Origin of the sequence: Agarivorans albus (assembly GCF_019670105.1) — a bacterium.
GTDB lineage: Bacteria > Pseudomonadota > Gammaproteobacteria > Enterobacterales > Celerinatantimonadaceae > Agarivorans > Agarivorans albus.
In genome coordinates, this window is record NZ_AP023032.1 from 1,274,094 (window position 1) to 1,299,760 (window position 25,667).

Annotated in this window: 23 protein-coding genes; 19 read left to right on the plus strand and 4 right to left on the minus strand. The window is 44.4% G+C overall.

Annotated features, from left to right (window positions below; genetic code table 11):
* Positions 1-318 precede the first annotated feature (318 nt).
* Genes K5620_RS05870 through K5620_RS05885 form a run of 4 tightly spaced genes read left to right on the plus strand, consistent with a single transcriptional unit; the run spans position 319 to position 5,767 of the window.
* The gene (locus K5620_RS05870) at positions 319-1,137 is read left to right on the plus strand and encodes a TnsA endonuclease N-terminal domain-containing protein (RefSeq protein WP_051147626.1); all 819 of its coding nucleotides are present in this window, start codon (positions 319-321) and stop codon (positions 1,135-1,137) included.
* Positions 1,134-3,143, plus strand: a complete 2,010-nt coding sequence (locus K5620_RS05875) for a DDE-type integrase/transposase/recombinase (RefSeq protein ID WP_016402418.1) — start codon at positions 1,134-1,136, stop codon at positions 3,141-3,143. Before K5620_RS05870 ends, K5620_RS05875 begins: the two co-directional genes overlap by 4 nt.
* Position 3,144: 1 nt before the next feature.
* The gene (locus K5620_RS05880; RefSeq protein WP_016402417.1) at positions 3,145-4,125 is read left to right on the plus strand and encodes a TniB family NTP-binding protein; all 981 of its coding nucleotides are present in this window, start codon (positions 3,145-3,147) and stop codon (positions 4,123-4,125) included.
* Positions 4,106-5,767: a TniQ family protein gene (locus K5620_RS05885; RefSeq protein ID WP_084681894.1), complete on the plus strand. Its 1,662-nt coding sequence runs from the start codon at positions 4,106-4,108 to the stop codon at positions 5,765-5,767. The genes K5620_RS05880 and K5620_RS05885 overlap by 20 nt, the downstream gene beginning before the upstream one ends.
* 417 nt (positions 5,768-6,184) lie before the next feature.
* Here the strand turns inward: K5620_RS05885 and K5620_RS05890 are convergent, their stop codons facing one another.
* Positions 6,185-7,399 carry a glycoside hydrolase family 53 protein gene (locus K5620_RS05890; RefSeq protein WP_221077457.1) on the minus strand — a complete coding sequence of 405 codons (1,215 nt, stop codon included), beginning with the start codon at positions 7,397-7,399 and terminating at the stop codon, positions 6,185-6,187.
* A 392-nt stretch (positions 7,400-7,791) separates the two neighbouring features.
* Between K5620_RS05890 and K5620_RS05895 the strand changes: the two genes are divergently transcribed.
* The 7 genes from K5620_RS05895 to K5620_RS05925 all read left to right on the plus strand — a co-directional run bounded on the left by K5620_RS05895 (position 7,792) and on the right by K5620_RS05925 (position 15,221).
* Positions 7,792-8,862 (plus strand): extracellular solute-binding protein, encoded by a 1,071-nt coding sequence (locus tag K5620_RS05895; RefSeq protein ID WP_016402412.1) that lies wholly within the window; start codon positions 7,792-7,794, stop codon positions 8,860-8,862.
* 44 nt (positions 8,863-8,906) lie between these two features.
* Complete coding sequence (locus tag K5620_RS05900) at positions 8,907-10,022, plus strand: ABC transporter ATP-binding protein (protein ID WP_016402411.1); 1,116 nt, start codon at positions 8,907-8,909, stop codon at positions 10,020-10,022.
* On the plus strand, positions 10,012-10,869 hold the full coding sequence (locus K5620_RS05905) for an ABC transporter permease (RefSeq protein ID WP_016402410.1): 858 nt from the start codon (positions 10,012-10,014) through the stop codon (positions 10,867-10,869). The genes K5620_RS05900 and K5620_RS05905 overlap by 11 nt, the downstream gene beginning before the upstream one ends.
* Positions 10,870-10,878: 9 nt before the next feature.
* Positions 10,879-11,733 (plus strand): ABC transporter permease, encoded by an 855-nt coding sequence (locus K5620_RS05910; RefSeq protein ID WP_016402409.1) that lies wholly within the window; start codon positions 10,879-10,881, stop codon positions 11,731-11,733.
* 155 nt (positions 11,734-11,888) lie between these two features.
* Positions 11,889-13,109 (plus strand): multidrug effflux MFS transporter, encoded by a 1,221-nt coding sequence (locus K5620_RS05915; RefSeq protein WP_016402408.1) that lies wholly within the window; start codon positions 11,889-11,891, stop codon positions 13,107-13,109.
* 241 nt (positions 13,110-13,350) lie between these two features.
* Positions 13,351-13,992, plus strand: a complete 642-nt coding sequence (locus K5620_RS05920) for a 2OG-Fe dioxygenase family protein (RefSeq protein ID WP_016402407.1) — start codon at positions 13,351-13,353, stop codon at positions 13,990-13,992.
* Complete coding sequence (locus K5620_RS05925) at positions 13,989-15,221, plus strand: cysteine desulfurase-like protein (RefSeq protein WP_016402406.1); 1,233 nt, start codon at positions 13,989-13,991, stop codon at positions 15,219-15,221. Before K5620_RS05920 ends, K5620_RS05925 begins: the two co-directional genes overlap by 4 nt.
* An 8-nt stretch (positions 15,222-15,229) precedes the next feature.
* Here K5620_RS05925 and K5620_RS05930 read toward each other — a convergent pair whose 3' ends face one another.
* On the minus strand, positions 15,230-15,934 hold the full coding sequence (locus tag K5620_RS05930) for a flagellar brake domain-containing protein (RefSeq protein WP_016402405.1): 705 nt from the start codon (positions 15,932-15,934) through the stop codon (positions 15,230-15,232).
* Between the two features lie 27 nt (positions 15,935-15,961).
* The gene (nadK, locus tag K5620_RS05935) at positions 15,962-16,843 is read right to left on the minus strand and encodes an NAD(+) kinase (RefSeq protein WP_040307335.1); all 882 of its coding nucleotides are present in this window, start codon (positions 16,841-16,843) and stop codon (positions 15,962-15,964) included.
* Between the two features lie 153 nt (positions 16,844-16,996).
* On the opposite strand from nadK, the gene grpE reads away from it, so the two are divergent.
* From grpE to can, 3 genes are all read left to right on the plus strand, one after another.
* The gene (gene grpE, locus K5620_RS05940) at positions 16,997-17,626 is read left to right on the plus strand and encodes a nucleotide exchange factor GrpE (RefSeq protein WP_016402403.1); all 630 of its coding nucleotides are present in this window, start codon (positions 16,997-16,999) and stop codon (positions 17,624-17,626) included.
* Positions 17,627-17,797: 171 nt separating this feature from the next.
* A complete protein-coding gene (locus K5620_RS05945) occupies positions 17,798-18,055 on the plus strand; it encodes a DUF1289 domain-containing protein (RefSeq protein ID WP_016402402.1) in 258 nt (85 codons plus the stop codon).
* Positions 18,056-18,141: 86 nt separating this feature from the next.
* Positions 18,142-18,744: a carbonate dehydratase gene (gene can / locus K5620_RS05950; protein WP_016402401.1), complete on the plus strand. Its 603-nt coding sequence runs from the start codon at positions 18,142-18,144 to the stop codon at positions 18,742-18,744.
* Positions 18,745-18,808: 64 nt separating this feature from the next.
* On the opposite strand, the gene K5620_RS05955 is transcribed toward can, so the two are convergent.
* Positions 18,809-20,143 (minus strand): dicarboxylate/amino acid:cation symporter, encoded by a 1,335-nt coding sequence (locus tag K5620_RS05955; protein WP_040307321.1) that lies wholly within the window; start codon positions 20,141-20,143, stop codon positions 18,809-18,811.
* 294 nt (positions 20,144-20,437) lie between these two features.
* On the opposite strand from K5620_RS05955, the gene dnaK reads away from it, so the two are divergent.
* The 5 genes from dnaK to K5620_RS05980 all read left to right on the plus strand — a co-directional run bounded on the left by dnaK (position 20,438) and on the right by K5620_RS05980 (position 25,657).
* The gene (gene dnaK / locus K5620_RS05960; protein ID WP_016402399.1) at positions 20,438-22,354 is read left to right on the plus strand and encodes a molecular chaperone DnaK; all 1,917 of its coding nucleotides are present in this window, start codon (positions 20,438-20,440) and stop codon (positions 22,352-22,354) included.
* Between the two features lie 115 nt (positions 22,355-22,469).
* The gene (dnaJ, locus tag K5620_RS05965) at positions 22,470-23,612 is read left to right on the plus strand and encodes a molecular chaperone DnaJ (protein WP_016402398.1); all 1,143 of its coding nucleotides are present in this window, start codon (positions 22,470-22,472) and stop codon (positions 23,610-23,612) included.
* A gap of 130 nt (positions 23,613-23,742) precedes the next feature.
* Complete coding sequence (cobU, locus tag K5620_RS05970) at positions 23,743-24,285, plus strand: bifunctional adenosylcobinamide kinase/adenosylcobinamide-phosphate guanylyltransferase (protein WP_040307320.1); 543 nt, start codon at positions 23,743-23,745, stop codon at positions 24,283-24,285.
* A gap of 36 nt (positions 24,286-24,321) precedes the next feature.
* Positions 24,322-25,188, plus strand: coding sequence for a M48 family metallopeptidase (locus K5620_RS05975; protein WP_016402396.1), 867 nt, complete (start codon positions 24,322-24,324; stop codon positions 25,186-25,188).
* The gene (locus K5620_RS05980) at positions 25,169-25,657 is read left to right on the plus strand and encodes a GNAT family N-acetyltransferase (protein WP_016402395.1); all 489 of its coding nucleotides are present in this window, start codon (positions 25,169-25,171) and stop codon (positions 25,655-25,657) included. The genes K5620_RS05975 and K5620_RS05980 overlap by 20 nt, the downstream gene beginning before the upstream one ends.
* The last annotated feature ends 10 nt before the right edge of the window (positions 25,658-25,667 follow it).

The window sequence follows — 25,667 nt, forward strand, 5'->3', positions numbered from 1 at the left end:
AATTAGAGGAAGGGGTGAGCAACCAACCTCTTGCCTATCGCTTCGCGGTGTTAGCAATCCCTCTTCGCCGAACGAGTTTCGCCTTGAGGTTTTCACTAGCTTGTGCGAATGAGACCCCAGGATTAACAAATCCAGGTTTTAGAAAAGGATTGGGGATAACCGCCGGGACATTTTCTTCTTCATATCGGTTCTGTAAATGCATGAATCTGAGAATATAGCGTAACGAGTCGTGCAATGAGTTTACGCCACGGACTAATCTTCGCTTATAGCAAAAAGTTCTAAAAAAACTTGATGCACTAGCTCTTCACTCCATGAAAAATGCCAAAAATCAAACTTCTTAATTTTCAGGTGTTTAGCAAAAAACACAAGCTCTGTACTGACATTTTATTAATTATTGCTAATAATAAGTTGTTGAAAAATAAAGAATTATTAGCATTTGAATATGGTTATTTTGTAAGCTCTCGACTATCTTTCTTCGCTTACCCTCAACACTTAAGGAGAAAGAAGGTGAGCCTAAATAGAAAAATCGGAAAAGCGTCAATGATGAAAATCGCTCGCTTCGATTACAGCATAAAGACAGGAACCTTACAGTACATGGAGTCCATGCTCGAAAGCGATGTCTGCTTATTGCTGGACTTTGACGATGAGGTTGTCAGTTACACCACCCAACCTGACAGTTTCATGAACCACTCGAAGGAGGGAAACTGGCGTCAGTATACCCCTGACCTGCTGATTCAATACTCTCGGCATTTTGACCACGGAGAAGTTAAGCCCGAAGCGAAAACCTATTCGGATGAATTCCAGAAAAAGCATGCATTGCACGAAAGTATTGTGAAGGAACAAACTGGCACAGAGCTAAAGCTTTTCACTGAGCCAAAGGTTCACCCTGATCGCTTAGTCCAACTGCGTCAGCTCAAGGCTTTTCATCGCTATGAGGCGATACCGTCACTCAACAAACAAGTGGTGCAGTTCATTAAAGATAACGGTGGTCAGGTAGTGCTCTCTGAGATTGATCACATCTGTGTGGAGCACGAGGCTTGGGTTTCCTATCCTATGGTCATGCTTGCTCATCAAGTGATACGTTGCGTGTTTCCAGAGGTTATTAGACGTCACACTCTTGTGGAGGTGGCAGCATGAATCCGCAGACAGCTAAATCACCCTCTACCTATCAAGACCGCCCAACCCAGTTTGTCAAAGGCATGCTGTTAAGTTACGACAAGGAGGAGCACGTTGTTCGCACTGTTGAGCCGGATTATATGGTGCTGGAGAATACACTGACCCACGAGCCCAAAATGCTGAAGACGGATGTATGGTCTCTTGCTTATCACGAAGGCTTTCTGAAGGTTACCGAAAGAGAAAATACGGTTGCCATCCATCCTATTACTGATGCTGAAAAGTTAGCCGAAGCCGAGCGTTGGTTAGCCTACCTGAACGAGTTAGACATTTCTGGTTCACCGGGCTCGATGGAAACGAGGCTTAAGGTCATCGACAGTGTTTCCAAACGGGTTAGTGACCCCAACCCACCGCATCAGATGAAGCTTTATCGTATGCATAAAAAGTGGGGGCGGAAAGGCAGGAATATTTATGCCTTACTCAACACTAAGCTGACGCGCACTAAACCGGTCACCGAAGCTCAGTATGACTTTGCGATGGCCGTTATTGATGAACATTATCTGGTACCGCATGGCGGTAACCGTTCTGCACTATATCGCACATACAAAGAAGCTTTTTATCTGGATATTAACCAAGAAAAATATGAACTCTGCGGTAAACCCATGTCCAAAACCTCGTTGGACAACCTATTAGATGAGCTGGACCCCTTCCAGGTTTCGGTTGCCCAGAAAGGGCTCAAAGCTGCCCGCGCTCTATTCAGAGACAGCAACGAGAAAATCATCACCAAGCACCCAGGGCAACGCGTGGAAATCGATGCTGTTCACTTAAATTTAGGGGTGCTTTGTGATGAAACGGGAGAGTATTTGGGGCGTATTATTTTGTTCCTCGCTATCGATGTGCATACCAGGTACATCCTAGGATACTCGATTGTCTACGGCACTAAACCGGCAGAATCTGCTGAAGCTGCTATGAACTTGCTGCGACATGTACTCTCGCCGAAGTTGAAAAACGGCAATTTTCAACATGATTGGCATACGATTGGAACACCGGAAGCATTTCATTCTGATAATGGCGCAGGGTTTATATCAGAAACGGTGACTCACTTTTATGCTCTCCTTCATAGCAGTATCCATCGCGCTGAGTCCGGAAAGTCACAACGGCGTCCATTTGTCGAACGTTTTAATCGCACTATTCGTGAGCAACTGATGACGAAAATTCCGGGGTATTTAGGTAAGCGCGTCGATGCGAAAGATTTCAATAAAACGGTAGAAGCGGCGGCAGTAATTACCCTGTCCGAGTTTATTCGGTACTTGGAAGAATACATCGTCGATTACTACCACCAAAATGCGCATAAAGGGTTAGATGGCTTAAGTCCGGCACAAAAGCTGGCTCAGTGTGTAGGCGATTTTTACCCAAGGCCCGCAGCGGATTTAGCGATGCTAGATACCCTGGTTGGCGCGACTTATACGCGCACCATACAGGAAACGCAAGGAGTACAGATTGAAAACTTGTACTACAACTCGACTGAGTTGAAACACTTGCGGTTCAAGCTCATGCAGAAGCGCAATTCGACAAATAGCAAATCGAAAGACACCAAGTCGAGGAGTGACAAAGTAAAAGTCGAGGTCATATTTAACAAAAAGGACATTTCATCCGTCACTGTCATTGTGCCGGGCGAGATGGAGATGATGATTGTACCTCTGCGCGATAAAACAGTCGCTCCAGGAACCAGCCTTGAAGCCTATCGGGCGCAAAATCAAGCCGCCAAAAAAGGAGCGCAAAACGCTGAGACTAAGACTTATCCATCAAAACATGGTGAGCACGGTAAACCTAAGAAACGTAAGCCTTCGTCGTCTGCGCCGAAGTCTAAAGCGTTAGAGAGCGGCAGCTATTGCCCTCAAACAACGCTTGAGGAGGGGGTGAATCGCTTTGCGAGAGACAACTCTAAACTGACGTATGTGCAACCCAGCACTTCAGTGCTAGAGCCTCCTATCCCGGACTACTCCCGAGAATTGTCTGGAGGGCGATAGCATGGATGAGCATAACCATAACCAAGAGCTTGATGCCTTTTTGGCACGTACGATTTTTTACCCTAAGTTCAAGGTTGCTTACGACACGTTGACTCATATCTACAAATTTGGCGGTCGCGATGCTGAACTGGTGGTGTTGATAGGACCTGTCGGGGCGGGTAAGAGTCATATGATTGAGCAACTGATGCTCGATTACCCGATTAGGGACACCGATGAGCAAACGTTCAGACCTATCTTGTATGCCCGCATACCACCTGAAAACACTTACGCGGGCTTACTCGGAAATCTGCTTGAAGCAATGGGAGATCCTTTACCGTGGCGCGGCTTGGTTGTTGAGCGTCGTATGCGGCTTAAGAGCTTAATTACTCAACAGCAAACTCGGATGATTACATTAGATGAGTCTCAGTCAGTTATTCCTCGCTCTGGAGCGGACGCTAAAACCGCAAACGTTAAACTGCTGCTTGAGCTGATGAATGATCTGAAAATCCCCATTTTGCTGGCTGGTAAGGAAGACTTACTTGCGCTGATGGCCGCAGACGATGCCATACGTTCTCGTACCCGCTGTAAGTTATCACTCAGTTATTTCTCGTGTATGACGAGAGCTGGAGCTTTCGACTTTGCCGACTATATCCAAGGCCTGATAGGGTTCTTTCCTCGTAAGGTGAAAGGGTTCAATTTTTTCAGTGTGTTAGATGATGGGAAACCAGTACTTAAGAAAGACATCAGTACTTTGATTCGGTTAATACTCGCCACTGATGGCTGCCCTCGTAGTATTAGGTTCTTGTTCAAAGCGGTTATTGAACGTACCACTTCGGATACAGTTGTAGAACTTAAGCACTTTGCGGACGCTTTCTACACAGCGAGCAACCTGGAAATACCGCTGAGCTTTAATCCGCTTCTTGATAGCGAGTCTAGCGAGTCTATTGCTAAAGTTTCAGAAGAAGCAGAACGTCGGGGGTTGTATGACAGCGATGCCTTCTGAACTGCCGTTGCGCCCAAGACCAATGGCTAATGAGACACTGTTGGGCTATTTGTTGCGGGTCAGCCATACGAATGGCTACCGCCAGGTTCAAACAATGCGTGATTTGTTTGGCTTGGAAGGGATGCCACTCCCTAGTATCACCTGCGACAACCGGCATCTAGATAGAGTGGCGTCTAGCATGTCCAGACGTCTTCGTTTGTCCCCAGAAACGCTTGTAGTTCATTTTGAAAACGAGCTCGATGGGGCGTTCGACGATGGTCGAGTTATCAAAAGTATTGTGGTTAAGTCACCGAAGGTTTGCATAGCGTGCATTGCAGAAATCAAACCGATTCAAGCAAAGTGGCGTTTGACGCATGTGACTCATTGTGAGGAGCATTGCCAGCCGTTGGTGAGCTGCTGCCCCGAGTGCCAAACGCCATTAAAGTGGACTCCGCAAATATACTCCAAGTGTGAGAATTGCCAAGTGGAGTGGAGGGAGAACGAGTCTAAAGTGGATTCTCTGCCGCTGTATCAAGTGGCTGAGCAAGGGCTAAGTCTGGTCCAACAACAGCATTATCGTCGCCATCTTTATCGCATGGCAGGAATGGCAATGCGATTCTACGACTTTCAAGCAGCTGCATACGCAGTGTTTCCAGATGATGTTCAAAATGTTTCATCGCTATTCGAATTTAGCTACCGTTGCCTAGTCGATGAAAAGTTTCGTCTTAGACAGTTTCAAAGCCGTGTCGACTACTGGAAGAAAAAGGGTCTACTAGAGCATATCCCTCATAGCTTCTTTATTCATTTACATGCCAACTATATTGAGGAGCTGGGGTTTTTGCCTCGTCCTCTTATTTGGCCGGTGAAGCCTTTTCATGTGATGAGCTTTCAGTCTAAGCGGGTTTCAAATCCACATGCTCACCTTAATTTCCGTGATGTTGGCACTCATTTCCTTGTAGATCGCCGAACCTTAGCTGATTGTTTGAGTGTTGCAACTTCGGACGTGACTTCTATGGTGAAGGCTGGCCTGTTGAGCCCGAGCTATGACTCAACATCTTTGCGTTACTCTTGGTATGACGTGCGTGATATCGACCAGCTTCTTGCGCGTTTGATGGCATGTACGAAACCGATGAGTGCTTGCTATACCTCAGGGGAGCTAATAACTGTTTTCGAAGCGCAAATAGTCTTGCGCCGTTTTAACTGGTCAGTCGCAGATATTCTCGTATTGCTGATATCTAAGCAGTGCGATTCGTTCCTAAAGGCTAGCGAGTTAAATTTTTCGAATTTGGCGGTTAATCGTGAGCAGTTGTTCGATGCATTGAATAAAAGGCTGGGCAAACAAAATGACTACAATGAACATACACTGGCGAGAGACTTCTATGTTCCTCCTGAGGTACGAGAGCGTTTTTACGATTTTGTTCGGTCGGAAAAAGCGAAACTTCCAGGGGAGCTGAACAGTTTGCTGTTCTTCACCGATCACTATGTCGTGCTAAACCAATGGTGTCGACTTCGAAAACTATCTATTCCAAGCATTTTTCGCTATCTAATGAAGCAAGGTATCGTTACTGAGTTTTCAGAAATGGCTGGTCGAGGATTCTATGTTTTTAGAAAATCTGATCTGCTTGAGCGTTCTCTTTCTGAAGTAGTAAAAAACGACAGCTAACTGAAAAGCCCCATTCCTAACCTTCTCACGCAAGACTAATCTCGCTCTTGCGGGATGCCGAAATATCGGCATCACTTCCTTGCAAAAAAACTAACCTTTCCTATGATTATCAGTACACCAGCTTCACGGCTGGTTTTTGCTGTTTAGGGCTCATTACACACCAATTATGAAGGTGTGTTTTTCTGCTAGAAAAATGACACTCTAGCCTGGAAATCCTATTTCTAATGACAGGTTTAATTGGAAAATATGCCCAACCTTAATTGTATATTCACTCCCTAACTGACTGAAAAATAACAATTACATCTTTTCTGTAAATTTCACTTTTAGGTATGAACCTACACATCAAAGCTTAAATGTTGTTCGGCATTACCTTGAAGAGATACTGCGTATCATTTTTCTTCTAACAGATTTGAACACTTACTCTTGTTGTTTAAAAACCTCTAAAGAGGGTAAGGCATTGCCTTCAAAATCAAACAAGGCTTGGTTTTCCCATGAGTTCCCTAGACCCCATTGATCGCCGCTGTATTCCATACCTGCGTTTGTTGACCAAGTGGCCCCTTGAATCGGTAGCCACGCGGGCTCCCAGTAGTAGATACCTAAGCCCATGTTATTTGGAAGCTCGTTAACTAACGACATTATGTCGACTAGAAATTGTGCCTGCCCATTTACGCTTATTTGATAGCCTTCTATTGGATTTGCACTCGAGTAACTATTGGCTAGTGAGTCGCCATTTTCATGTGTGAAAGGGAAGGCTGTTTCAACAAGTAACACTGGCTTGTTATAACGAGCAATTAGATCTTCCATGTTGGCTTTTACTTGTTCTATTGGGCCATGCCACCATGGGTAGTAAGACATGCCTATAATGTCGAAGTCGACACCTTGCGCACTTATTTCATCAAACCACCACCGAAACGTTTGATTGTTACCTGCTTCTGCTAGGTGCAATATGATTTGAATTTCTTTGCCACTGTTGTTGTCATGTACCGCTTGAATTCCCGCTTTAAGTAGTTGTGATAAGCGCTCAAACTCTTTGCCATCTTGTCCCCAGCTTTTTCCATCGGGCCAGAGCATTCCTCCATTGATTTCGTTACCAATTTGCACCATCTCTGGCACAATGCCAGCAGCTTGGTGAGCTTGCATTATCTCGGCGGTATAGTCGTAAACTTTCTGTTTTAGATTGTCAAAGGTAAGGGTTTCCCAGTCCTTGGGTTTACTTTGTATTTTAGGATCTGCCCAAAAGTCGCTGTAATGAATATCTACTAGGAATGACATACCGTTCTGATGAGCTCGTTTACCGAGCTCAATGGAGCGCGCAAGGTCATTGTTGCCACCCCCAAATGGTTCACCGTTACTAGAGCTAGGGTCAACCCATAATCTTGCCCGAATAGAATTTACGCCATGGTTTTTTAGGATGGTCACTAGGTCTTGCTCGATACTGTTTTGGTAGTACTTTCCACCCAGCGCTTCAATCTCAGGCAGCATCGAGATATCCATTCCACGAATGAAATTATCTCTAAGATCAGGAGCGGTGATGCTGGCATTGTTATCACTGCTAGTAGGTTGGTTCGCAGACTGGCAGCCGGCAACAATAAACACCATAAACAATAGCGCTGTATTTACTCTCGAGTTCATTGTTTGCCTCGTTTTATGGCCAATTGTTTGGCGATTACCGTGGGTATTTGTGCTCTGTTTTGCAGCTAAATAAGTAAAACACAGAGTTTTGTTTGTGAAAGATGCATTGGAGCGGTTTAACATCAATATAGCTACTGTTTTTAAGTGAGATTGCGAGCTGGAAAAGACTTTTCACAAAAACTGTTTGTTACCTCCAGGGCGCTATTTAATTTACCTTAATTTGCTGTGGTTAATTTTTTCTTTCAAGTTCTTTGCTGTTTAAAAATTTAGCGACTACGCTTTTGCTTGTCACATTAGTGTCATTAAATTGGTGCATGTTTATCAAATACTTGTTGTAAATAAGCCGCTTTTGTCGGTAAACCATTTAACCGTAGAACTACATGGAAGAGATTATGTTGAATAAACGTTTATCATTAAGTGCCTTGGCACTTAGCATGGGCGCAATGGTAAGTGCGCAGGCCAATGCTGAAACTTTACGTTTGCTTACTTGGGGCGGCTATGCACCACAAGAAGTTATCGAAATGTTTGAGAAAGAAACCGGCATTGAAGTAAAAGTGACTAAATCAAACAACGAAGACATGATCTCTAAACTTCGCGCAACTGGCGGCTCGGGGTTTGATTTAGCCCAACCTAGCCAAGACCGTATCACCGGTGTGCAACAGCAGTTTGGCATTTATCAGCCTATTGATTTAGCCCGTATTGAGCAGGCCCAAATAATTACCTCAATGTTAGATGCTACTAAAAAGAATACCGCGGTAGGTGAGCAAGTGTTTGGTGTTCCTCATGTGTGGGGAACCAGCGGCTTGGTAGTAAATGGTGAAATGGCAAAAGATGTGGCCGATTACACCGACCTATGTCAGCAGCAGTACCAAGGTAAAATTTCTTATCGCTTAAAACGCCCAACCTTAATCGGTTTTGCTTTTGCGTTGGGTGAAGATCCGTTTGCTGCTTACGCTGATCCCGTTAAGTACCAAGAAATATTGAACAAAGTTGAAAAGACTCTGGTTGAATGTAAGCCTTTGGTTAAGACTTACTGGTCTGGCGGCGACGAGTTAATGAACTTGATGCGCTCTAATGAAGTAGTTGCCGCTATGGCTTGGGATGCTGGCGGTTGGAAGCTAAATCGCGATCAACAGAATATCCAGTTTGTAGCGCCTAAATCTGGAGCTTTGGGTTGGATTGATACTTTTGCCATTCCTAAAAAATCTAAAGCAGTAGATGCTGCGTACAAGTGGATTAACTTTGTTATGCGCCCTGAAGTAGCAGCCAAAATTACCGAAGCTGCAGGTAACTTCACCGCTTCTAAAGGTTCAGATGCTTACGTAAACGAACTGGCAAAGTCGCAGTTTAACGCCAGCTTTAGTAGCGACGACATCGACAACATTAAGTGGTACCCCGCTGTTCCTGCTGGTTTAGAAGCAATGGAAGGCAAAGTACTGGATCGCGTACAAGCGGCCAACTAGTTTTATTGGGGCGCTCGCGCCCCTCTGCTTTATTTGGAAGTACTATGGCGGCAAACGCTAAATATGATCTTGAATGTAAACACCTTTCCAAGCATTTCTCAGAATTTACAGCAGTAGATAAGCTTAATTTCTCGGTTGAAGCTGGCTCGTTTTTCTCTATTTTAGGCCCTTCTGGCTGCGGTAAAACCACCTTATTAAGAATGTTGGCAGGCTTTGAATCACCCAGTGAAGGTGAGATTCAGATCCATCAAAAGCGGGTTAACGAGCTAGCGCCAAATAAGCGCCCAGTGAATATGGTGTTTCAGCACTTGGCTCTTTTTCCGAACATGAATGTGTCGGAGAACATTGCTTACGGCTTAAAGCGCCGTGGTATTAAAGCCAACGAGCGACAGCATAAGATTAAAGATGTGTTAGAGCGAGTGGGCTTAGATGGTAGTCAAAACAAGCAAATTACTCAGTTATCGGGCGGGCAAAAACAACGCATTGCGATTGCGCGTAGTTTAGTACTGGAGCCTCGATTACTGCTGCTTGACGAGCCATTAGGTGCACTAGATTTAAAATTGCGTGAAAAAATGAAAGTTGAGCTAAAACACTTGCAGCGAGAATTTGGTACAACCTTTATCTACATAACTCACGATCAATCTGAAGCCTTGGTGATGTCAGATAAGGTGGCGGTAATGAACAATGGCCGCTTTGAACAGGTAGCCAGTCCGCAGGAGCTGTATTATCAACCGAATACGGCGTTTGTGGCCAAATTCGTTGGCCAAACCAATGCGCATTCAGCAGTGGTGTGTGAACAACGACAAGGTGTTGCTTTACTTAAAACCGCTCGAGGTCGCCACCTGATTGTAGCGACTACTATTGATCAAGCGGAAAAGTCGGTGGTGGATGTATTTGTGCGGCCAGAAGCCATTGGAATTTGTGAAGCGGGAAGGGAAGTTCAAGCCGATAACCAGTTTGATGTAGAAGTTGAAGAATGCTTGTTTGATGGCGCAAGTTCCACCTTGGTAGTTAAAGATACTCACCATCAAGACAGTTATCGAGTGGCTCCAGGTGCGAGCTTTTCTTTGCAGCACATAGTTCCGGGCAGTAAGTTACGAATTTTCTGGGATGCTAAACAAGCAATTTGTATCAGCCAAGAGGTGAAGGGTGAAAGCTAAAGGGCTGGGGTTTTACTTATTGCTGCTTCCTTTTGTACTGTGGTTTGTTCTGCTTATTGTATTGCCACATTTGCAGATGCTAGAGCTGTCTTTCATCAAACGGGATTATATGGCAGGGGACAGCGTTGGTTGGTACCAATACCAACAGTTTTTGGGCGAACCGCTCTATTGGCGAACCTTATTGCGTACAGTGTGGATGTCGTTGTTAGCCACTTTTATAACCTTGTTAGTGAGCTTTCCAGTGGCATTTTTCATTGCAAAAGTGGCTCAAGGTAAAATTAAACGTTTGCTGTTGTTAAGTTGCTTGCTGCCTTTCTGGGTAAGTGAGTTAGTGCGCACTTACGGTTGGATGATATTGCTACGTGAGTCGGGGGTGATTAGCCAAGGTTTAATGGCTCTGGGTTTAACCGAGCAACCGATTGAGTTTTTGTATAACGATGTGAGCATGTTGGTAGGGTTGGTGTATACCTCAATGTTGTTCATGGTGGTGCCATTGGTAAGCACTTTAGAAGGCTTGGATCAAAGCTTAATAGAAGCCGGTTACGATTTGGGCGGCAATGGATGGAACGTTACTACCTCAATAATTGTCCCCTATGCTATGCCCGGCATTGTATCGGGTTGCATTATGGTGTTTATGCTTTGCCTAGGAAATTATTTAACACCGCGTTTATTAGGTGGAAAAGATAGCCTTTGGTTTACCGAGCAGATTTTTACTCAGTTTATTACGCGTTTTAATTGGGAACTAGGCGCTGCCTTTGGGGTGATTTTATTGCTGGTTTCGTCTTTAGTTGTGGCGCTGGGTTTAAAGCTAAGTGGCCAATCATTCAGCCGTACTTTGGGACGCTAGGGGAGCCTTATGTTGCATCAATTACGTGGCCCTGCTAAATCCCTTTATCAGTTTTATATGGTGGGGTTCTTAGTCTTTTTGGCACTGCCATTAAGCATTGTGGCGGTGTTTGCTTTTAATGATAGTTTGTTTGCAGCACTACCTTGGCAAGGTTTCACCTTGGATTGGTTTATTGGTCAAACCGAACCTAAGCTGGGCATTCTTTACGATGATGGTTTGTTGTCTAGCATTGCGGTGAGTGCTTCGATAGCGTGTTTTGTTACCTTGTTTTCCTTACTGCTTGCCACGGCTAATGCTTGGCTGTTCATTCGTTTTGATTTCCCAGGGAAAAACTGGTTATACATTGGTTTATTGTTGCCTTTAGTGATACCTGGAGTGATCTTAGGGGTGGCGATTTTGGTAGCCAGTAGCAGCTTGGCGAACAGCATTGAGAACAGTTTTGCTTGGGAGTTAGAGTGGTTAAGGCCGGGGTTTGTGTTGGTGGTGATTGGACAAGTAGCGTTTATTACCACTATTGCTACCTTGGTGGTGTTAGCTCGCTTACGTAAGTTCGATTTTAGCTTGGAAGAGGCGGCGCTAAACCTAGGGGCTAATTCTTGGGTCGCTTTTGTTACCGTGGTATTGCCGTTTCTTAGCCCTGCATTAGTTGGAGCTGCGGTGGTTAGCTTTTTAATGTCTTTTGAAAACTTTAATACTACCTTAATGCTGGTGGGTTCCGACGCGCCGCTGACTATTGCTATGTATGACCGTTTACGCGAGGGGTCAACACCAGTGCTCAATGCTGTGTCATTATTATTGATGCTTGGCTCTGCTTTTATTGCTTTGGTATCGATGTTATTTGATGGCAAAAGTAAACAGAATTAAGTTCTTAGTGTTTAAAAAATAACAACGTTTTGTTGTGGCTTATGCACTTAAGTTGACGATAAAAGTTAAAAATTAGCTGCGCTATTATTGTTTATCGCTATTGCGATTTGAGCGTGATATAACCAACAGCTCACTGTTGTATTAGGGAGTAGTTGGTGAAACACAGCAGTACCCACTCTAAAGCCTTTATTATCTTACTTGCAGGCATGATGTCGTTGGTAGCCTTGTCGGTTGATGCAATGCTACCGGCCCTGGTAGCCATTGCCGAAGATTTCGAACTGGCTAATCCCGCGCATGCCCAATGGACCATCACATCACTGTTTATAGGCCTTTCGATTGGCCAACTTGTTTATGGGCCATGGTCAGATGCGGTTGGCCGAAAACCTCCTATCTATGTTGGTTACCTATTGTTTATTGTGGGTAGCATTATCTGTGTATTGTCTAGCTCGTTTGCTTGGCTTATCGCCGGGCGAGTACTGCAAGGTATGGGCGCAGCTGCGCCAAGAATTATTACCATGGCCTTAGTGCGCGACAAGTTAAAAGGCGCTGAAATGGCGCGCATTATGTCTGTGGTGTTTTCGGTATTTATTGTAGTGCCGATTTTGGCCCCCGCGGTGGGGCAAGTTATTTTAGGTTTGGCCCACTGGCGTTGGATCTTCGGCATGTTATTGCTAATGGCTATTGCTACTGGTCTTGGGTTTTGGCGGGGACAAGAAGAAACCTTAACCTTGGATAAACGTCGCCCTCTAACATTACAAAGTTTTGTAGAAGGACTTAAGTATTTACTGCAAAAGCGCAGTGCGCTGGTTTACACCATTGTATCTGGTTTTATTTTTGGCGCTTTTATGGGGTATTTAAATAGCGCGCCATTGTTGTTTATTCAACTCTACAATCAAGCAGACAACTTTGCGCTGCTTTTTGCTTTAGCGGCAATTGCCGTAGGTGTTGCATCGTTAGTGAATGGTCGCTTTGTACTTAAGTTAGGCATGCGCTTAATGATTAAGGCTGCGTTGTGGGGCTTACTTGCCCTTACGAGCGTATTTTGTTTATTACTAATAGCTAGCAGCGGAGTGCCTCCTCTTTGGTGGTTAATGGCTTATTTAATCCCAGCATTTTTCTGCATTGGTATTTTGTTTGGTAATTTAAATTCTTTAGCCATGGAGCCTTTAGGAGCAATTGCAGGAATGGGCTCGGCGTTTGTCGCGAGTATTTCTACGTTGGTGGCTATTCCCATTGGTAGCCTTATCGGCCTTAGCTTCAACCAAACCTGTTATCCAGTGGTTATCGGATTTGGGTTAGTGGCAGCGAGTAGCTTGTTGCTAATCAAGTGCTTCGATAATCCAGATGTTGAAAACAAGCAATCATCGGTTTCTTAAAGCATAAAATATCGTTTTAAATCTACATTAAATCAGCGGCTTAAGGAAAAGCTGGAGAGTTTTTCTTTAATTCGCTGATTAGTTGTTACGGTTTGGTGTTTTAACTAAGCTCTGGAAAGATATGTTGGTTCTAAATGTTGAATTTATAGTTATTTGTGATTCTTAATACTGTTTGGTATGGCGCTGGCAGCTGTTTGTTATTAGTCTTGATGTTATCACTTTGTTAACCAGAGATTGAGCCATGAACACTCATGCAGATTGTTTATTACAGCTAAACCATTTAAGCGGTGCCGCAGTGCACGATTTATCCTCTTCATTTGATAATCTTCCTCATACTAAGCATGCCGATGGGCAATACCGTTTACGTCGCTATTCTGTTGTTCGTATTAATGAAGGAAAAGTGCAAGCTCTGCCAGGACGGAGCTTTGTGCAAAGTGAACAGGTGAATCACTTTCAAGGCGATGTTATTCGTCAGTTTGAGGATATTGAGCAGAGCATTATTGCTTCCAAAGGCATGTATGAAATGTGTGCCCTTTTCTTGGAAGCAAATAGCTTAAGTGAACAGCAAGAGATTGAAATTCATCAAATTAGAATTGCCGCACAAGCTTCCGATACACCAGTTGCCCCTGAAGGAGTGCATCAAGATGGATTTAGCCATATCGCCGTAGTGGGCATTCGTCGTCATAATATTGATGGTGGAGACTTCATGGTGTTTAAAGATAAACATCAAGCACCGATTATGACCTTGGCACTAGACAGTGGCGAGGTAGCCTTACTTGATGACAGTAAACTTTGGCACTATGCAAGGCCCATTCGTGCTCATCGCCCCAGTGAACCGGGCTTTATGGATGTATTTGTATTAACAGCAAAGGATGAAGCATGAGTTTTTCTGTAGAGGCTGCACGCAAGCTGTTTCCTGCCTTAAATGCTAGGGGCGACGAAGAGCCCTTTATTTATCTGGATGGGCCTGGGGGGGCGCAACTGCCCGCTTCGGTGCTGCAAGCCATGAACGATTATTTTATAAAAGGCAATTCCAATCTAGGCGGCGCTTTTGCTAGTAGCAAGCATACTGAACAGGTTGTAGAAAAAGGGAGGCAGCAGGCTAAAACCTTATTGAATGCCGCTAGCGCTAATAACATTGTGTTTGATGCCAATATGACATCCTTAACCTTTAAGTTAAGTAGGGCAATAAGCCGAGATTGGCAAGCTAATGATGAAATACTGGTGACCGCACTTGATCATTATTCCAATGTGTCGAGCTGGCAGCACGCAGCTGCCGACAAAGGGGCTAAGGTGCATCAAGTGAGAGTTGACCCAGTTAACTGTAATTTGGACTATGCGCACCTAGAGTCACTGATCAATTCTAATACCCGCCTTATTGCGCTTACTTATGCCTCTAATACCAGTGGTAGCATTGTTGATTTACAAAGAGTTATCCAAAAAGCGAAAAGCGTTGGTGCAATGGTTTATGTGGATGCGGTGCATTATGTGCCGCACCGTTTAGTGGATGTGCAACAACTGGGCTGCGACTTCTTGCTCTGTTCGGCTTACAAGTTTTTTGGCCCTCACCTGGGTATTGCTTATGTGTCCGATCCTTGGCTGGAGCTGCTCAAACCTTATAAAGTTGAGCCTGCAACCAATATCGGCCCAGGTCGCTTTGAAACCGGAACCCAAAGCTTTGCGGCGATTGCAGGCATGAGTGCAGCAGTTGACTACTTGGCTGATTGGAACCCTCAGCAAAATAAGCGAGCAGCGTTAACCGCCAGTTTTGAGCAGTTTGCCGCGCATGAACAAGCTTTAAGCGAGCATTTTTTGGAGCGCTTGGCTGCCCATCCGCAAGCCACGCTTTATGGTGAGAGTAGCTTGCAGAGTACCCATATGCGCACTGCAACGTTCTCGTTGCGCTGGCCAAATATTCAGCCGCAGCAAATTGCCGCTATGTTGGGCGAGCATAATATTGCTACGTGGCATGGGCATTTTTATGCGCAAGGCATGATGGAGCAATTGGGATTAATGGATAAAGGCGGGGTGCTACGCGTAGGTTGTATGCATTACAATACTCACCAAGAAGTCGACCGCTTGTGGGACCTTTTAGATAGTTACTGTGCCTAGTAACCTTTTTATACGTCTAAGGCTAGGTGAGCAAATAGCTCATCTAGGTCGGTAGCACCTTCAAACTTTATCCCCACTGCAATATGGTTATGACCATCTCGGCTTTGGCTTTTAATATTGCCTTCGATTACTGTGTCATTCTCTGGTTTGCCAGGAATTCGAATGTACACAAATACGCTATCAAGTAACAGTTTGCCATTGCTTTCTGGCCACGCCATCTTGAAGCGGCAACCACCGGCTGACAAATCGAGAATAATGCCGTCAAAGCTTAAATCGTTTTCGATTTGCTGGTCACTTACAGAGGAGCGGTGAGTTACGGTTGCTGGAATGCGCGTGCTCGCACGTTGCTGTTTGCGTAGGCTAAAACGCTCTACTTCAGATGGGTATTTAACAAACAATAAGTGCTTAGGGGATTTGATAATGTCGGTAATGATGCTGCGAAATGCAATACATTGACCGGCTTCTCCTTCAATGATTGAACGGATTACGCAAGCCATGCCTTCCACTAATACATCACCATGGCCTTGTTGAGCATATTTAGGCACAGCAAAGATAAGAAAGTTAGCGTCATCTAAGCCAATAAGCTTACATTTAATTCGTACATTACCTACTTTTACAAACTGCACATCTAGAACGTCGCCAAAACGCAGTTGTCGCATTATTTCTACAACTTCTTGGCGTTGGTTAACGCGAGGGCTTGGTGTAGCTGGCAAAATAAAACTTCCTTATTACATATTTGCTTAAAAAAGGCGGCTTCCCCAGCCAAGCTTAGTCCGTAATATTTTAAAGTAATCATAGCTTTTAGGATGAACCAGGCGCAACGGGTGATTTTGCTTACGAATAATAACCTCGTCCCCAGGCATTACCGGTAGTGATACGTGACTATCACAGCTAATGTTCATATGGTCGCTATTGTCGTGAGACAGCTTGAGCTTAATTTCGCTGTCGCTGTCTACAACTATTGGCCGTGAACTAAGAGTGTGTGGAAACATCGGTACCAGTGCGATGGCATCCAAATTAGGAGTAAGGATCGGCCCGCCAGCAGATAAAGAGTAAGCGGTAGAACCTGTTGGCGTGGTAACAATTAGGCCGTCGGCGCGCTGGCTAAGCATGAAATGGTCATCAATATATACTTCAAACTCTAACATTGTGGCCACTTTGTCGAGGTGAAGCACCACTTCGTTCACAGCACTATTGCGGCTTTTTACTGCGTTATGGCGCAGCACTTTGGCTTCTAATAAGCAGCGTTTCTCGGTAATAAACTCACCTTGCAACACTTCCTTTAAAGGATGTTCAAAGTTGAAAGGGTCTAGATCGGTTAAAAAACCCAGGTTGCCGCGGTTAACACCAAGCACTGCTATGTCGTAGCGCGACAATACTCGTGCGGCTCCCAACATATTGCCGTCACCACCAACCACAATCGCTAAATCAGCTTGTTCGCCTACTTGGTTGATGCTAACCAGATTAAGCCCATCAATGCTGAGTTGCTGGCCAGTCTGCTCTTCTACCAATACGCTGTATGATTGTTCAATCAACCAATGGTAGAGCGCTGTTAAGGTATTATTGGCTCCCTCGTGGTGGGGTTTGCCAATTAAACCAATAGTGTTGAAGGTTTGAGTCATAACTTGTTGATTTAACATTGTGTTGCTAGTGATTATAACGTGTGGTTTTACTACTCAGCCAGTTTTATCGTGACTATCACTTGAAAGCGGCGGTTTGATCCCCATAATATGCAACAGATTTAAGTTATTTGTGAAGAATTACGGAGACCCTGCATGAGCAGTGAGCAAAACAAACCACAAGCCGAAGAAGTGGTAGCGGAAAACGAAGTAGAGCAACAGGTTGAAGCGATAGACGCTGAGCTTGAAAGTGAAGTGGAAGAAGAAGCTGCAGAGTCTGCTGGTGAAGAAATTAGCGTAGCCGAGTTACTTGAGCGTTTAGCAACTGCGGAACAAACCGTAGCTGACCAAAAAGACGGTGTTATTCGCGCGAGAGCAGAAGTAGACAACATTCGCCGCCGCTCTGCTCAAGAAGTAGAAAAGGCACGTAAGTTTGCCTTAGAAAAGTTTGCTAATGAACTGCTACCGGTTATCGACAACATGGAAATGGCTTTGCAACACGCTAACCGTGAAGACGAAGCCTTAACTTCGATGATTGAAGGTGTTGAGTTAACCCTTAAAACCTTGATTGATGCCGTGAAGAAATTTGGTATCGAAGTTGTTTCACCGCAGGATGAAACCTTTGATCCTGAGAAGCACCAAGCCATGGGCATGCAAGAAGTTGAAGGTGTAGCGCCAAACACTGTAGTTGCAGTACTGCAGAAAGGCTACGAATTAAATGGCCGCTTATTGCGTCCAGCAATGGTTATGATTTCTAAAGCTGCCTCGGTAGACACTAGCGCATAGTCATTTTTGTTTAGAGAAAAAGGGCCTTTTGGCCCTTTTTTTATGGCTGAATTTCAGCGTGTTTTTGGATCGCGATTTGGCGAATTCTTTGACCTAAGTTGCTTGGCTATGCCATTGTAGAGGTATGAATAAAAATTATTCGTATTGCTCAAAAGGTAAGCATTTCAGCAAATGGAACAGTTAGAGATTTTCGACATCCCCAATCCTTGTCGTGGCATTTGTCAAACAAATAGCCGCGGTTTGTGTATGGGCTGTTTCCGAAATCGCGATGAACGTTTTGCTTGGCAAACCTTAGAGCCTGCGCAGCAGCAGAACATATTACGGCTAACCAAGCAGCGCAGGATGCGTTTTATTCGTATGCAGCGTAAGAAGTTAGCCGAACAACAGCAGCAAAACTCGGTGCAAGATGAACTGCCATTTGGTGAGTAAATGCTGCGCTAAATAGTGGTAGTTATCTATCACATCGGGCAATATATGCCTCTAGTAGTAGGGAAGTGTTGTTAACTAGAGGTCGTATGAGTGATTTAAATCAGCTGATAAGTAATAATCGTAGCTGGGCTAAAAATATAAAAGAACAGAATCCAACCTTCTTCTGTGATTTGTCTGAACAGCAAAACCCTGAATTCTTGTGGATTGGTTGCAGTGACAGCCGAGTACCTGCCAACCAGATTGCTGGATTACCCCCTGGCGAAGTATTTGTTCACCGCAATATTGCTAATGTGGTGGTGCATACCGATCTAAATTGTTTGTCGGTTATTCAATATGCAGTAGATGTACTTAAAGTTAAGCACATTATCGTTACCGGCCATTATGGTTGTGGCGGCGTGTTAGCGTCGATGGAAAACGAACAGTTTGGTTTGATTGATAACTGGCTACGCCATCTTAAAGATGTTTACCGTTACCATGAAGCTGAGCTTGATGCTATTGAAGACAAGAAGCAGCGTGCCGACCGTTTATGTGAGTTAAATGTGGTGGAGCAGGTTAAAAACGTATCGCAAACTTCTATCGTGCAAAATGCTTGGAGTAAAGGCCAAGACTTATCGGTACATGGTTGTATCTACTCTATTCAGAATGGCATTTTAAACAATCTGGATATCTCGATATCTGGCAATAGTTAGACTGTATTGTTAACGATAAAAAAACGCGGCCAAGGCCGCGTTTTTTGTTGGTGTGTTTGTAAGCCTAGGCTTTTTCGGCCGAAGCCAAGCTGGTATCTGATTCACCGTGAGGAAGATGTACTTCTTCTTCAGATAAACCTGCTTGAGGATTGTTGTAAGTCTCTACGTTTAAATCGCCTTCCGATTTAGCTACAGCAACCGTCACCATGCTATCACCAGTAATGTTTACTGCTGTGCGCACCATATCTAACAAGCGGTCTACACCAATAATTAGCGCAATACCTTCTACCGGCAAACCTACCTGTTGCAATACCATTGCTAAGGTAATTAAACCAACACCAGGAACACCAGCAGTACCTACTGACGCAAGCGTTGCAGTAACAATAACCATTAAGAAATTGCCTGCGGTTAGGTCAATGCCGTACACCGTTGCAATAAAGATAGTGGCTACACCCTGCATAATTGAGGTGCCGTCCATGTTGATGGTAGCGCCTAAAGGTACAGTGAACGAAGCTGTTGAGTTACGTACACCTAGCTTATGAGTAGCTGTTTCCATAGTGACTGGAATAGTCGCATTTGAAGAGGCAGTACTAAAAGCAAATACGATAGCTTCACGCATCTTCTTAATGAAAATAAGCGGGTTTAAGCCAGTAAGTACCTTTAACAATGAAGGGTAAACCAACAAGGCATGCAGTAGTAATACAACCAATACCACCATGAAGTAACTGAGTAAGCTAGCAATCGCGTCAAAACCAATTTCAAAGAACAACTTCGCTAGTAACGCAAATACGCCGTAAGGGGCTAGGTTCATTAAAATGGTTACTAACTTCATGATTACTACATTGAAGTCTTCAAAGTGTTTACCAATGCGCTTGCCTGGCTCACCAGAAATGGCAATTGCGATACCAAATAACAATGCAAACACGATGATTTGCAACATGTTGCCTTGAGCCATTGAGGCAATAGGGTTATCGGGGAACATATCAATGATAACTTGGCTAATGCTTGGCGCTTCTTTCGCTACAAAGGCTGCTTCGGTAGTTAACTCAATGCCAGTACCTGGGCGAATAAGCAGTGCAACTGCCATGGCCAGTGAAATGGCTATCGCAGTAGTGGCCAAATAGAGTAGTACTGTTTTACCGCCAAGGCGGCCTAAGCGAGCAGTGTCTTTCATTGAAGAAACACCACACACTAAAGAAACAAATACCAATGGAACCACTAACATCTTCAAGCTTGATACGAAAATCGAGCCAGTGATATTGAGGATGCCGTCAACGATGTAATCTTTGACTAAGATAGACTCAGCAAAAAAGGTTTGTAAGAACACCCCTAAGCCAATACCGGTAATCATACCTATTAGTATTTTATGAGTAAGACTCAGTTTTGAATCGTTTTTCATTTCCCTTCTCTCTGTATTTTATGCAGGATTTAACTCTGCATATAACCTAAAGTTGCGCGCATAGTATCACAGGTTATAAAAATAGCCATTTTTAGCACTGAAGTGGGCTGTTTCGTTGGTTTTATGAGCTAAATGTGTGATCGCTTGCTCAATACCTAAGCAGTCTTGGATAATTTGCGAGAATAGGTTTTTAGTGAGTTTTTTTTATTTTTTCCCTTGAAAAGCAATTTGCCGCCCCCACTTAGTTCTCAACAACGAAATATTAGTTACAACCAGAATTTGGAGAACACCATCATGGGTAGAATTATTGGTATCGATTTAGGAACCACTAACTCTTGTGTTGCAGTACTAGACGGCGACACCCCTAAAGTAATTGAAAACGCAGAAGGCGATCGCACAACGCCTTCAATTATTGCGTTTACCGACGACGGCGAAACTTTAGTAGGCCAACCTGCTAAGCGCCAAGCGGTTACTAACCCAAAGAACACTGTATTCGCTATTAAGCGTTTAATCGGCCGTCGTTTTACCGATGACGAAGTTCAACGCGATATCGAAATCATGCCTTTCAACATTGTTAATGCTGACAACGGTGATGCTTGGGTAGAAGCCAAAGGCGACAAAAAAGCGCCACCACAAATCTCTGCAGAAGTTTTGAAAAAAATGAAGAAAACTGCAGAAGACTACCTAGGTGAAGCGGTAACTGAAGCAGTTATTACTGTTCCTGCTTACTTCAACGATTCACAACGTCAAGCAACTAAAGATGCTGGCCGTATTGCTGGTCTAGATGTTAAACGTATTATCAACGAGCCTACTGCTGCAGCATTTGCTTACGGCGTAAACAACGCTAAAGGCGACAACGTAGTTGCTGTTTACGACTTAGGTGGTGGTACTTTCGATATATCAATCATTGAGATTGACGAAGTTGATGGCGAGAAAACCTTCGAAGTATTAGCAACCAATGGTGATACTCACTTAGGTGGTGAAGACTTTGATAACCGCTTAATCAACTACTTAGTAGAAGAATTTAAGAAAGACCAAGGTTTCGACCTTAAGCAAGATCCACTGGCTATGCAGCGCTTAAAAGAAGCGGCAGAAAAAGCTAAGTGTGAGCTATCTTCAGCGCAACAAACTGATGTAAATCTACCTTACATCACAGCTGATGCTTCAGGTCCTAAGCACTTAAACATCAAAGTAACTCGCGCTAAGCTTGAGTCTTTGGTTGAAGAATTAGTTCAACGTTCACTAGAGCCATTACGTATTGCACTGCAAGACGCTGACCTTTCAGTTAGCGACATCAACGATGTAATTCTTGTTGGTGGTCAAACTCGTATGCCACTAGTACAAAGCGCTGTAACCGAGTTCTTTGGTAAAGAACCACGTAAAGACGTTAACCCTGATGAAGCAGTTGCTATGGGTGCTGCTATTCAAGGTGCGGTATTGTCTGGCGACAAAACTGACGTACTACTACTAGACGTTACCCCACTATCTCTAGGTATTGAGACAATGGGCGGCGTAATGACTCGCGTTGTAGAAAAGAACACCACCATCCCAACTAAGGGTTCACAGGTATTCTCAACGGCCGACGATAACCAAAGTGCGGTAACCGTTCACGTAATTCAAGGTGAGCGTAAGCGTGCTGCAGACAACAAATCTTTAGGTCAATTCAACCTAGAAGGTATTCGTCCTGCACAGCGTGGCGTACCACAAATTGAAGTAACCTTCGATTTGGATGCCGACGGTATTTTACACGTGTCTGCTAAAGACAAAGATACCGGTAAAGAGCAGAAAATTACCATTCAAGCATCATCTGGTTTGTCGGATGACGAAATCAACAAGATGGTAAACGAAGCTGAAGCAAACGCTGAAGAAGATAAGAAGTTTGAAGAATTAGTTCAGGCTCGTAACCAAGCTGATGCACTTGTACACGGTACCCGTAAGCAAATTGAAGAAGCTGGTGAAGCACTTCCTGCTGAAGATAAAGAGAAAATCGAAGCTGCAGTTAGCGAGTTAGAAACCGCTAGCAAAGGCGAAGATAAAGCAGAAATTGAAGCGAAAACTCAAGCTTTAATCGAAGCGTCTCAAAAACTAATGGAAGTAGCACAGCAACAAGCTCAAGCCAATGCCGGTGAAGCAGACGCAGAGCAAGCGGCTCCTGCCCAAGACGACGTTGTTGATGCTGAGTTTGAAGAAGTGAAAGACGACAAAAAATAATTTGTCTAAACACTTTTAGTAAGTAAATAACGGGCGTTGTGTGAACAACGCCCGTGTGTCTATCAAAAGCCATTACTTTCAACTGGTTTAGTTGCGAGAAAGTAGAACACCCATTATGTCAAAACGCGATTATTACGAAGTTCTTGGTCTAGGCAAAGATGCCGGCGAGCGAGAAATTAAAAAAGCCTACAAACGTCTGGCGATGAAGTTTCACCCTGACCGTACTAAAGGCGATAAAGCTTCTGAAGAGAAATTCAAGGAAGTTAAAGAAGCCTACGAAGTACTGAGTGATGCTCAAAAGAAAGAAGCTTACGATCACTATGGTCACGCTGGGGTTGATCCAAACCGTGGCGCTGGTGGTTTTGGTGGCGGACATGGCGACTTTGGCGATGCGTTTGGCGACATCTTTGGTGATATTTTTGGTGGTGGACGCGGTGGCGGCGGTGGCCGTCGTCAGCCTCAACGTGGCTCGGATCTTCGCTACAACTTAGAGTTGAGCTTAGAGCAAGCGGTTAAAGGCGTTAAGAAAGAAATCCGCGTACCTACTTTAGTACACTGTGAGCAGTGTAATGGTAGCGGCGCTAAAAAAGGCTCAACACCAAAAACTTGTGGTACCTGTCATGGCCAAGGCCAAGTACAGATGCGTCAAGGCTTCTTTGCTGTTCAGCAAGCCTGTCCTACCTGTAAAGGTAAAGGCTCAATTATTTCAGATCCTTGCCATAAGTGTCATGGCGAAGGTCGTTACGAACGCTCAAAAACACTATCAGTCAGCATCCCAGCTGGCGTTGATACTGGTGACCGCGTTCGTTTATCGGGTGAAGGTGAAGCGGGCGAGAGCGGTGCTCCAGCCGGTGATTTATATGTACAAGTACATGTTAAAGAGCACCCAATCTTCCAACGTGAAGAAAACAACCTTTACTGCGAAGTGCCAATTAGCTTTACCTTAGCTGCTTTAGGTGGCGAGATTGAAGTACCAACCTTAGATGGTCGAGTTAATCTAAAAGTACCTAACGAAACGCAAACTGGTCGTATGTTCAGAATGCGTGGAAAAGGGGTTAAATCGGTACGTGGTGGCCCAATTGGCGATTTAATCTGCAAAGTAATTGTAGAAACGCCGGTTAAGCTAAACGAAACGCAAAAACAGCTACTTAAAGATTTTGAAGAAAGTTGTGGTGGTTCTGCGAGCAGCAAGCACAAGCCTAAGGCTGAAGGCTTTTTCGACGGTGTTAAAAAGTTCTTTGATGACTTAACCAGTTAATTAAAAAACTTAAAGAAAAGCGGCTATTAGCCGCTTTTTTTATGCTTATCGCTCACTCATATTGTCTCATTACCAACGTTCCAAGCAGCCCTTTGACTATGTTATTCTTTGTTAAAAATCATTAGGTAGCATGATGATAAGTCTTGTTTTAGGTGGCATTAGAAGCGGTAAAAGCGCTTGGGCTGAACAGCAGTTTAAAAGCAACAGTGAGCTTAAGCCCGTATATATTGCTACTGCGAAGGCGAGTGATGAAGAAATGAGCCAACGGATTGCTCATCATCGGTCATTGCGTAAAGCTTCTTTTGAGACCCATGAATTGGATTATTCTAAAGAAGTGTTAAGCCTAGTAGTGCTCAGATACGCCGCTAAAAAGCAGCCAATATTGGTAGAATGCATGTCTACTTGGTTAGGGTGGTGGCTATGCACCAATAAATCTGTAGACCAGCAGTTACTCGATATTCAACAGCAGTCTGCCGCACTACTGGCAAGCTTGGATGAACTGGATAGTGATGTAGTTATCGTGAGTAACGAAGTGGGTTTGGGTTTGGTATCAGACAATGCCATGGGGCGTAGGTTTGCAGATGAACTTGGGCGACTAAACCAAGCCTTAGCAGCAAAAGCCGATAAAGTTGTATTTGTTAGTGCTGGCTTACCGCTAGTATTAAAGGAGTGATTGCCGATATAGGCAGTAATGAAATGGAATGCATGAATGAATAAGATCTTAAAAAACGCCATTATTGTTAGCTCAATTGCAGCTTTGCTTAGCTGCTCTGCTTCTCCTACTGGGCGCAAACGGGTGTTACTTTATGATGACTCAAAAATGAGTGCCTTAGGCGCTCAGTCTTTTGAGGAGATCAAAAAACAAGAAAAGATTTATACCGACAAAGCCACTAATGATTATGTTGCTTGTGTTTCAAACGCGGTTACTGCAGAAATCCCTGGTCACTACGGTGATGAAGACTGGGAAGTAGTAGTATTTGATTCTGACCAAGTAAACGCGTTTGCCTTGCCCGGTGCACATGTGGGCGTATATACCGGTCTAATCAAGGTGGCCGAAACCCCAGACCAGTTGGCAACGGTTATAGGCCATGAGATAGCACACGTATTAGCGGAGCATAGCAACGAGCGCTTATCACAAAATCAAATTGCTGGAATAGGCACCGCAGTAGCGGCAGTGGCGATTGGCGTAAGTGACGATGTAAAACATAAGGGAGCCGCTATGGCTGCACTTGGTTTAGGAGTGCAATACGGCGTGCTATTACCTTATGGTCGTACCCAAGAAAGCGAAGCAGATTTAATGGGCTTAGACTTAATGGCCAGTGCCGGCTTTAATCCTCGTGCAAGTGTTGCTCTTTGGCAAAATATGGCTAAAGCGGGTGGTGGTTCAGTACCTGAGTTTTTGTCAACTCACCCTTCAAATCAAACGCGTATCTCTGATTTAGAAGAGCGGATGCCACGTGCCATTCAACTAGAAAAGCAAGCCATTGCCCAGGGTAAATCACCGCAGTGTATTCGACCCGCAAGTTTTGATGCTAAAGAGACCTCTAAACAGTCCGATGTCGATAAAACTAGCTAGCCTAAGTGATGCCGAAGACATCTGCCGGGTTCAGCGACGAAGCTGGCAGCATGTCTACTCTCAGCAACTCATTTCCGATATGTTCCAAGCCCTACCATTTGAACTGCATCAGCAACTGTGGTTGCAACGTCTTAGCAGTGAAGAAAACCAAATTTGGGTATTAAACACGACTGGCATACAGGGTTTTTTAATGCTTGAAGAGCAAACGCCAGAGGTTGAATTGGCAGCACTGTATTTACAACCAGATGTCATTGGCCAAGGCTGGGGCAGAGCTCTATTGGAACAAGCTTGTCAGAGCACTGCGCAGAAGGATGTGTACTGCTGGGTGATGCAAGATAACCCGCGTGCAGAGGGCTTTTATCGCCATATGGGCTTTAAATTTACTGGTGAGCAACGCCAAGTAGAATTTGCCAGCAGTTACTTTGTTCAAAAAAAGGCGCATTTAGCCGCAGACCAACGGTTTTTCTAGTCACTTTGTG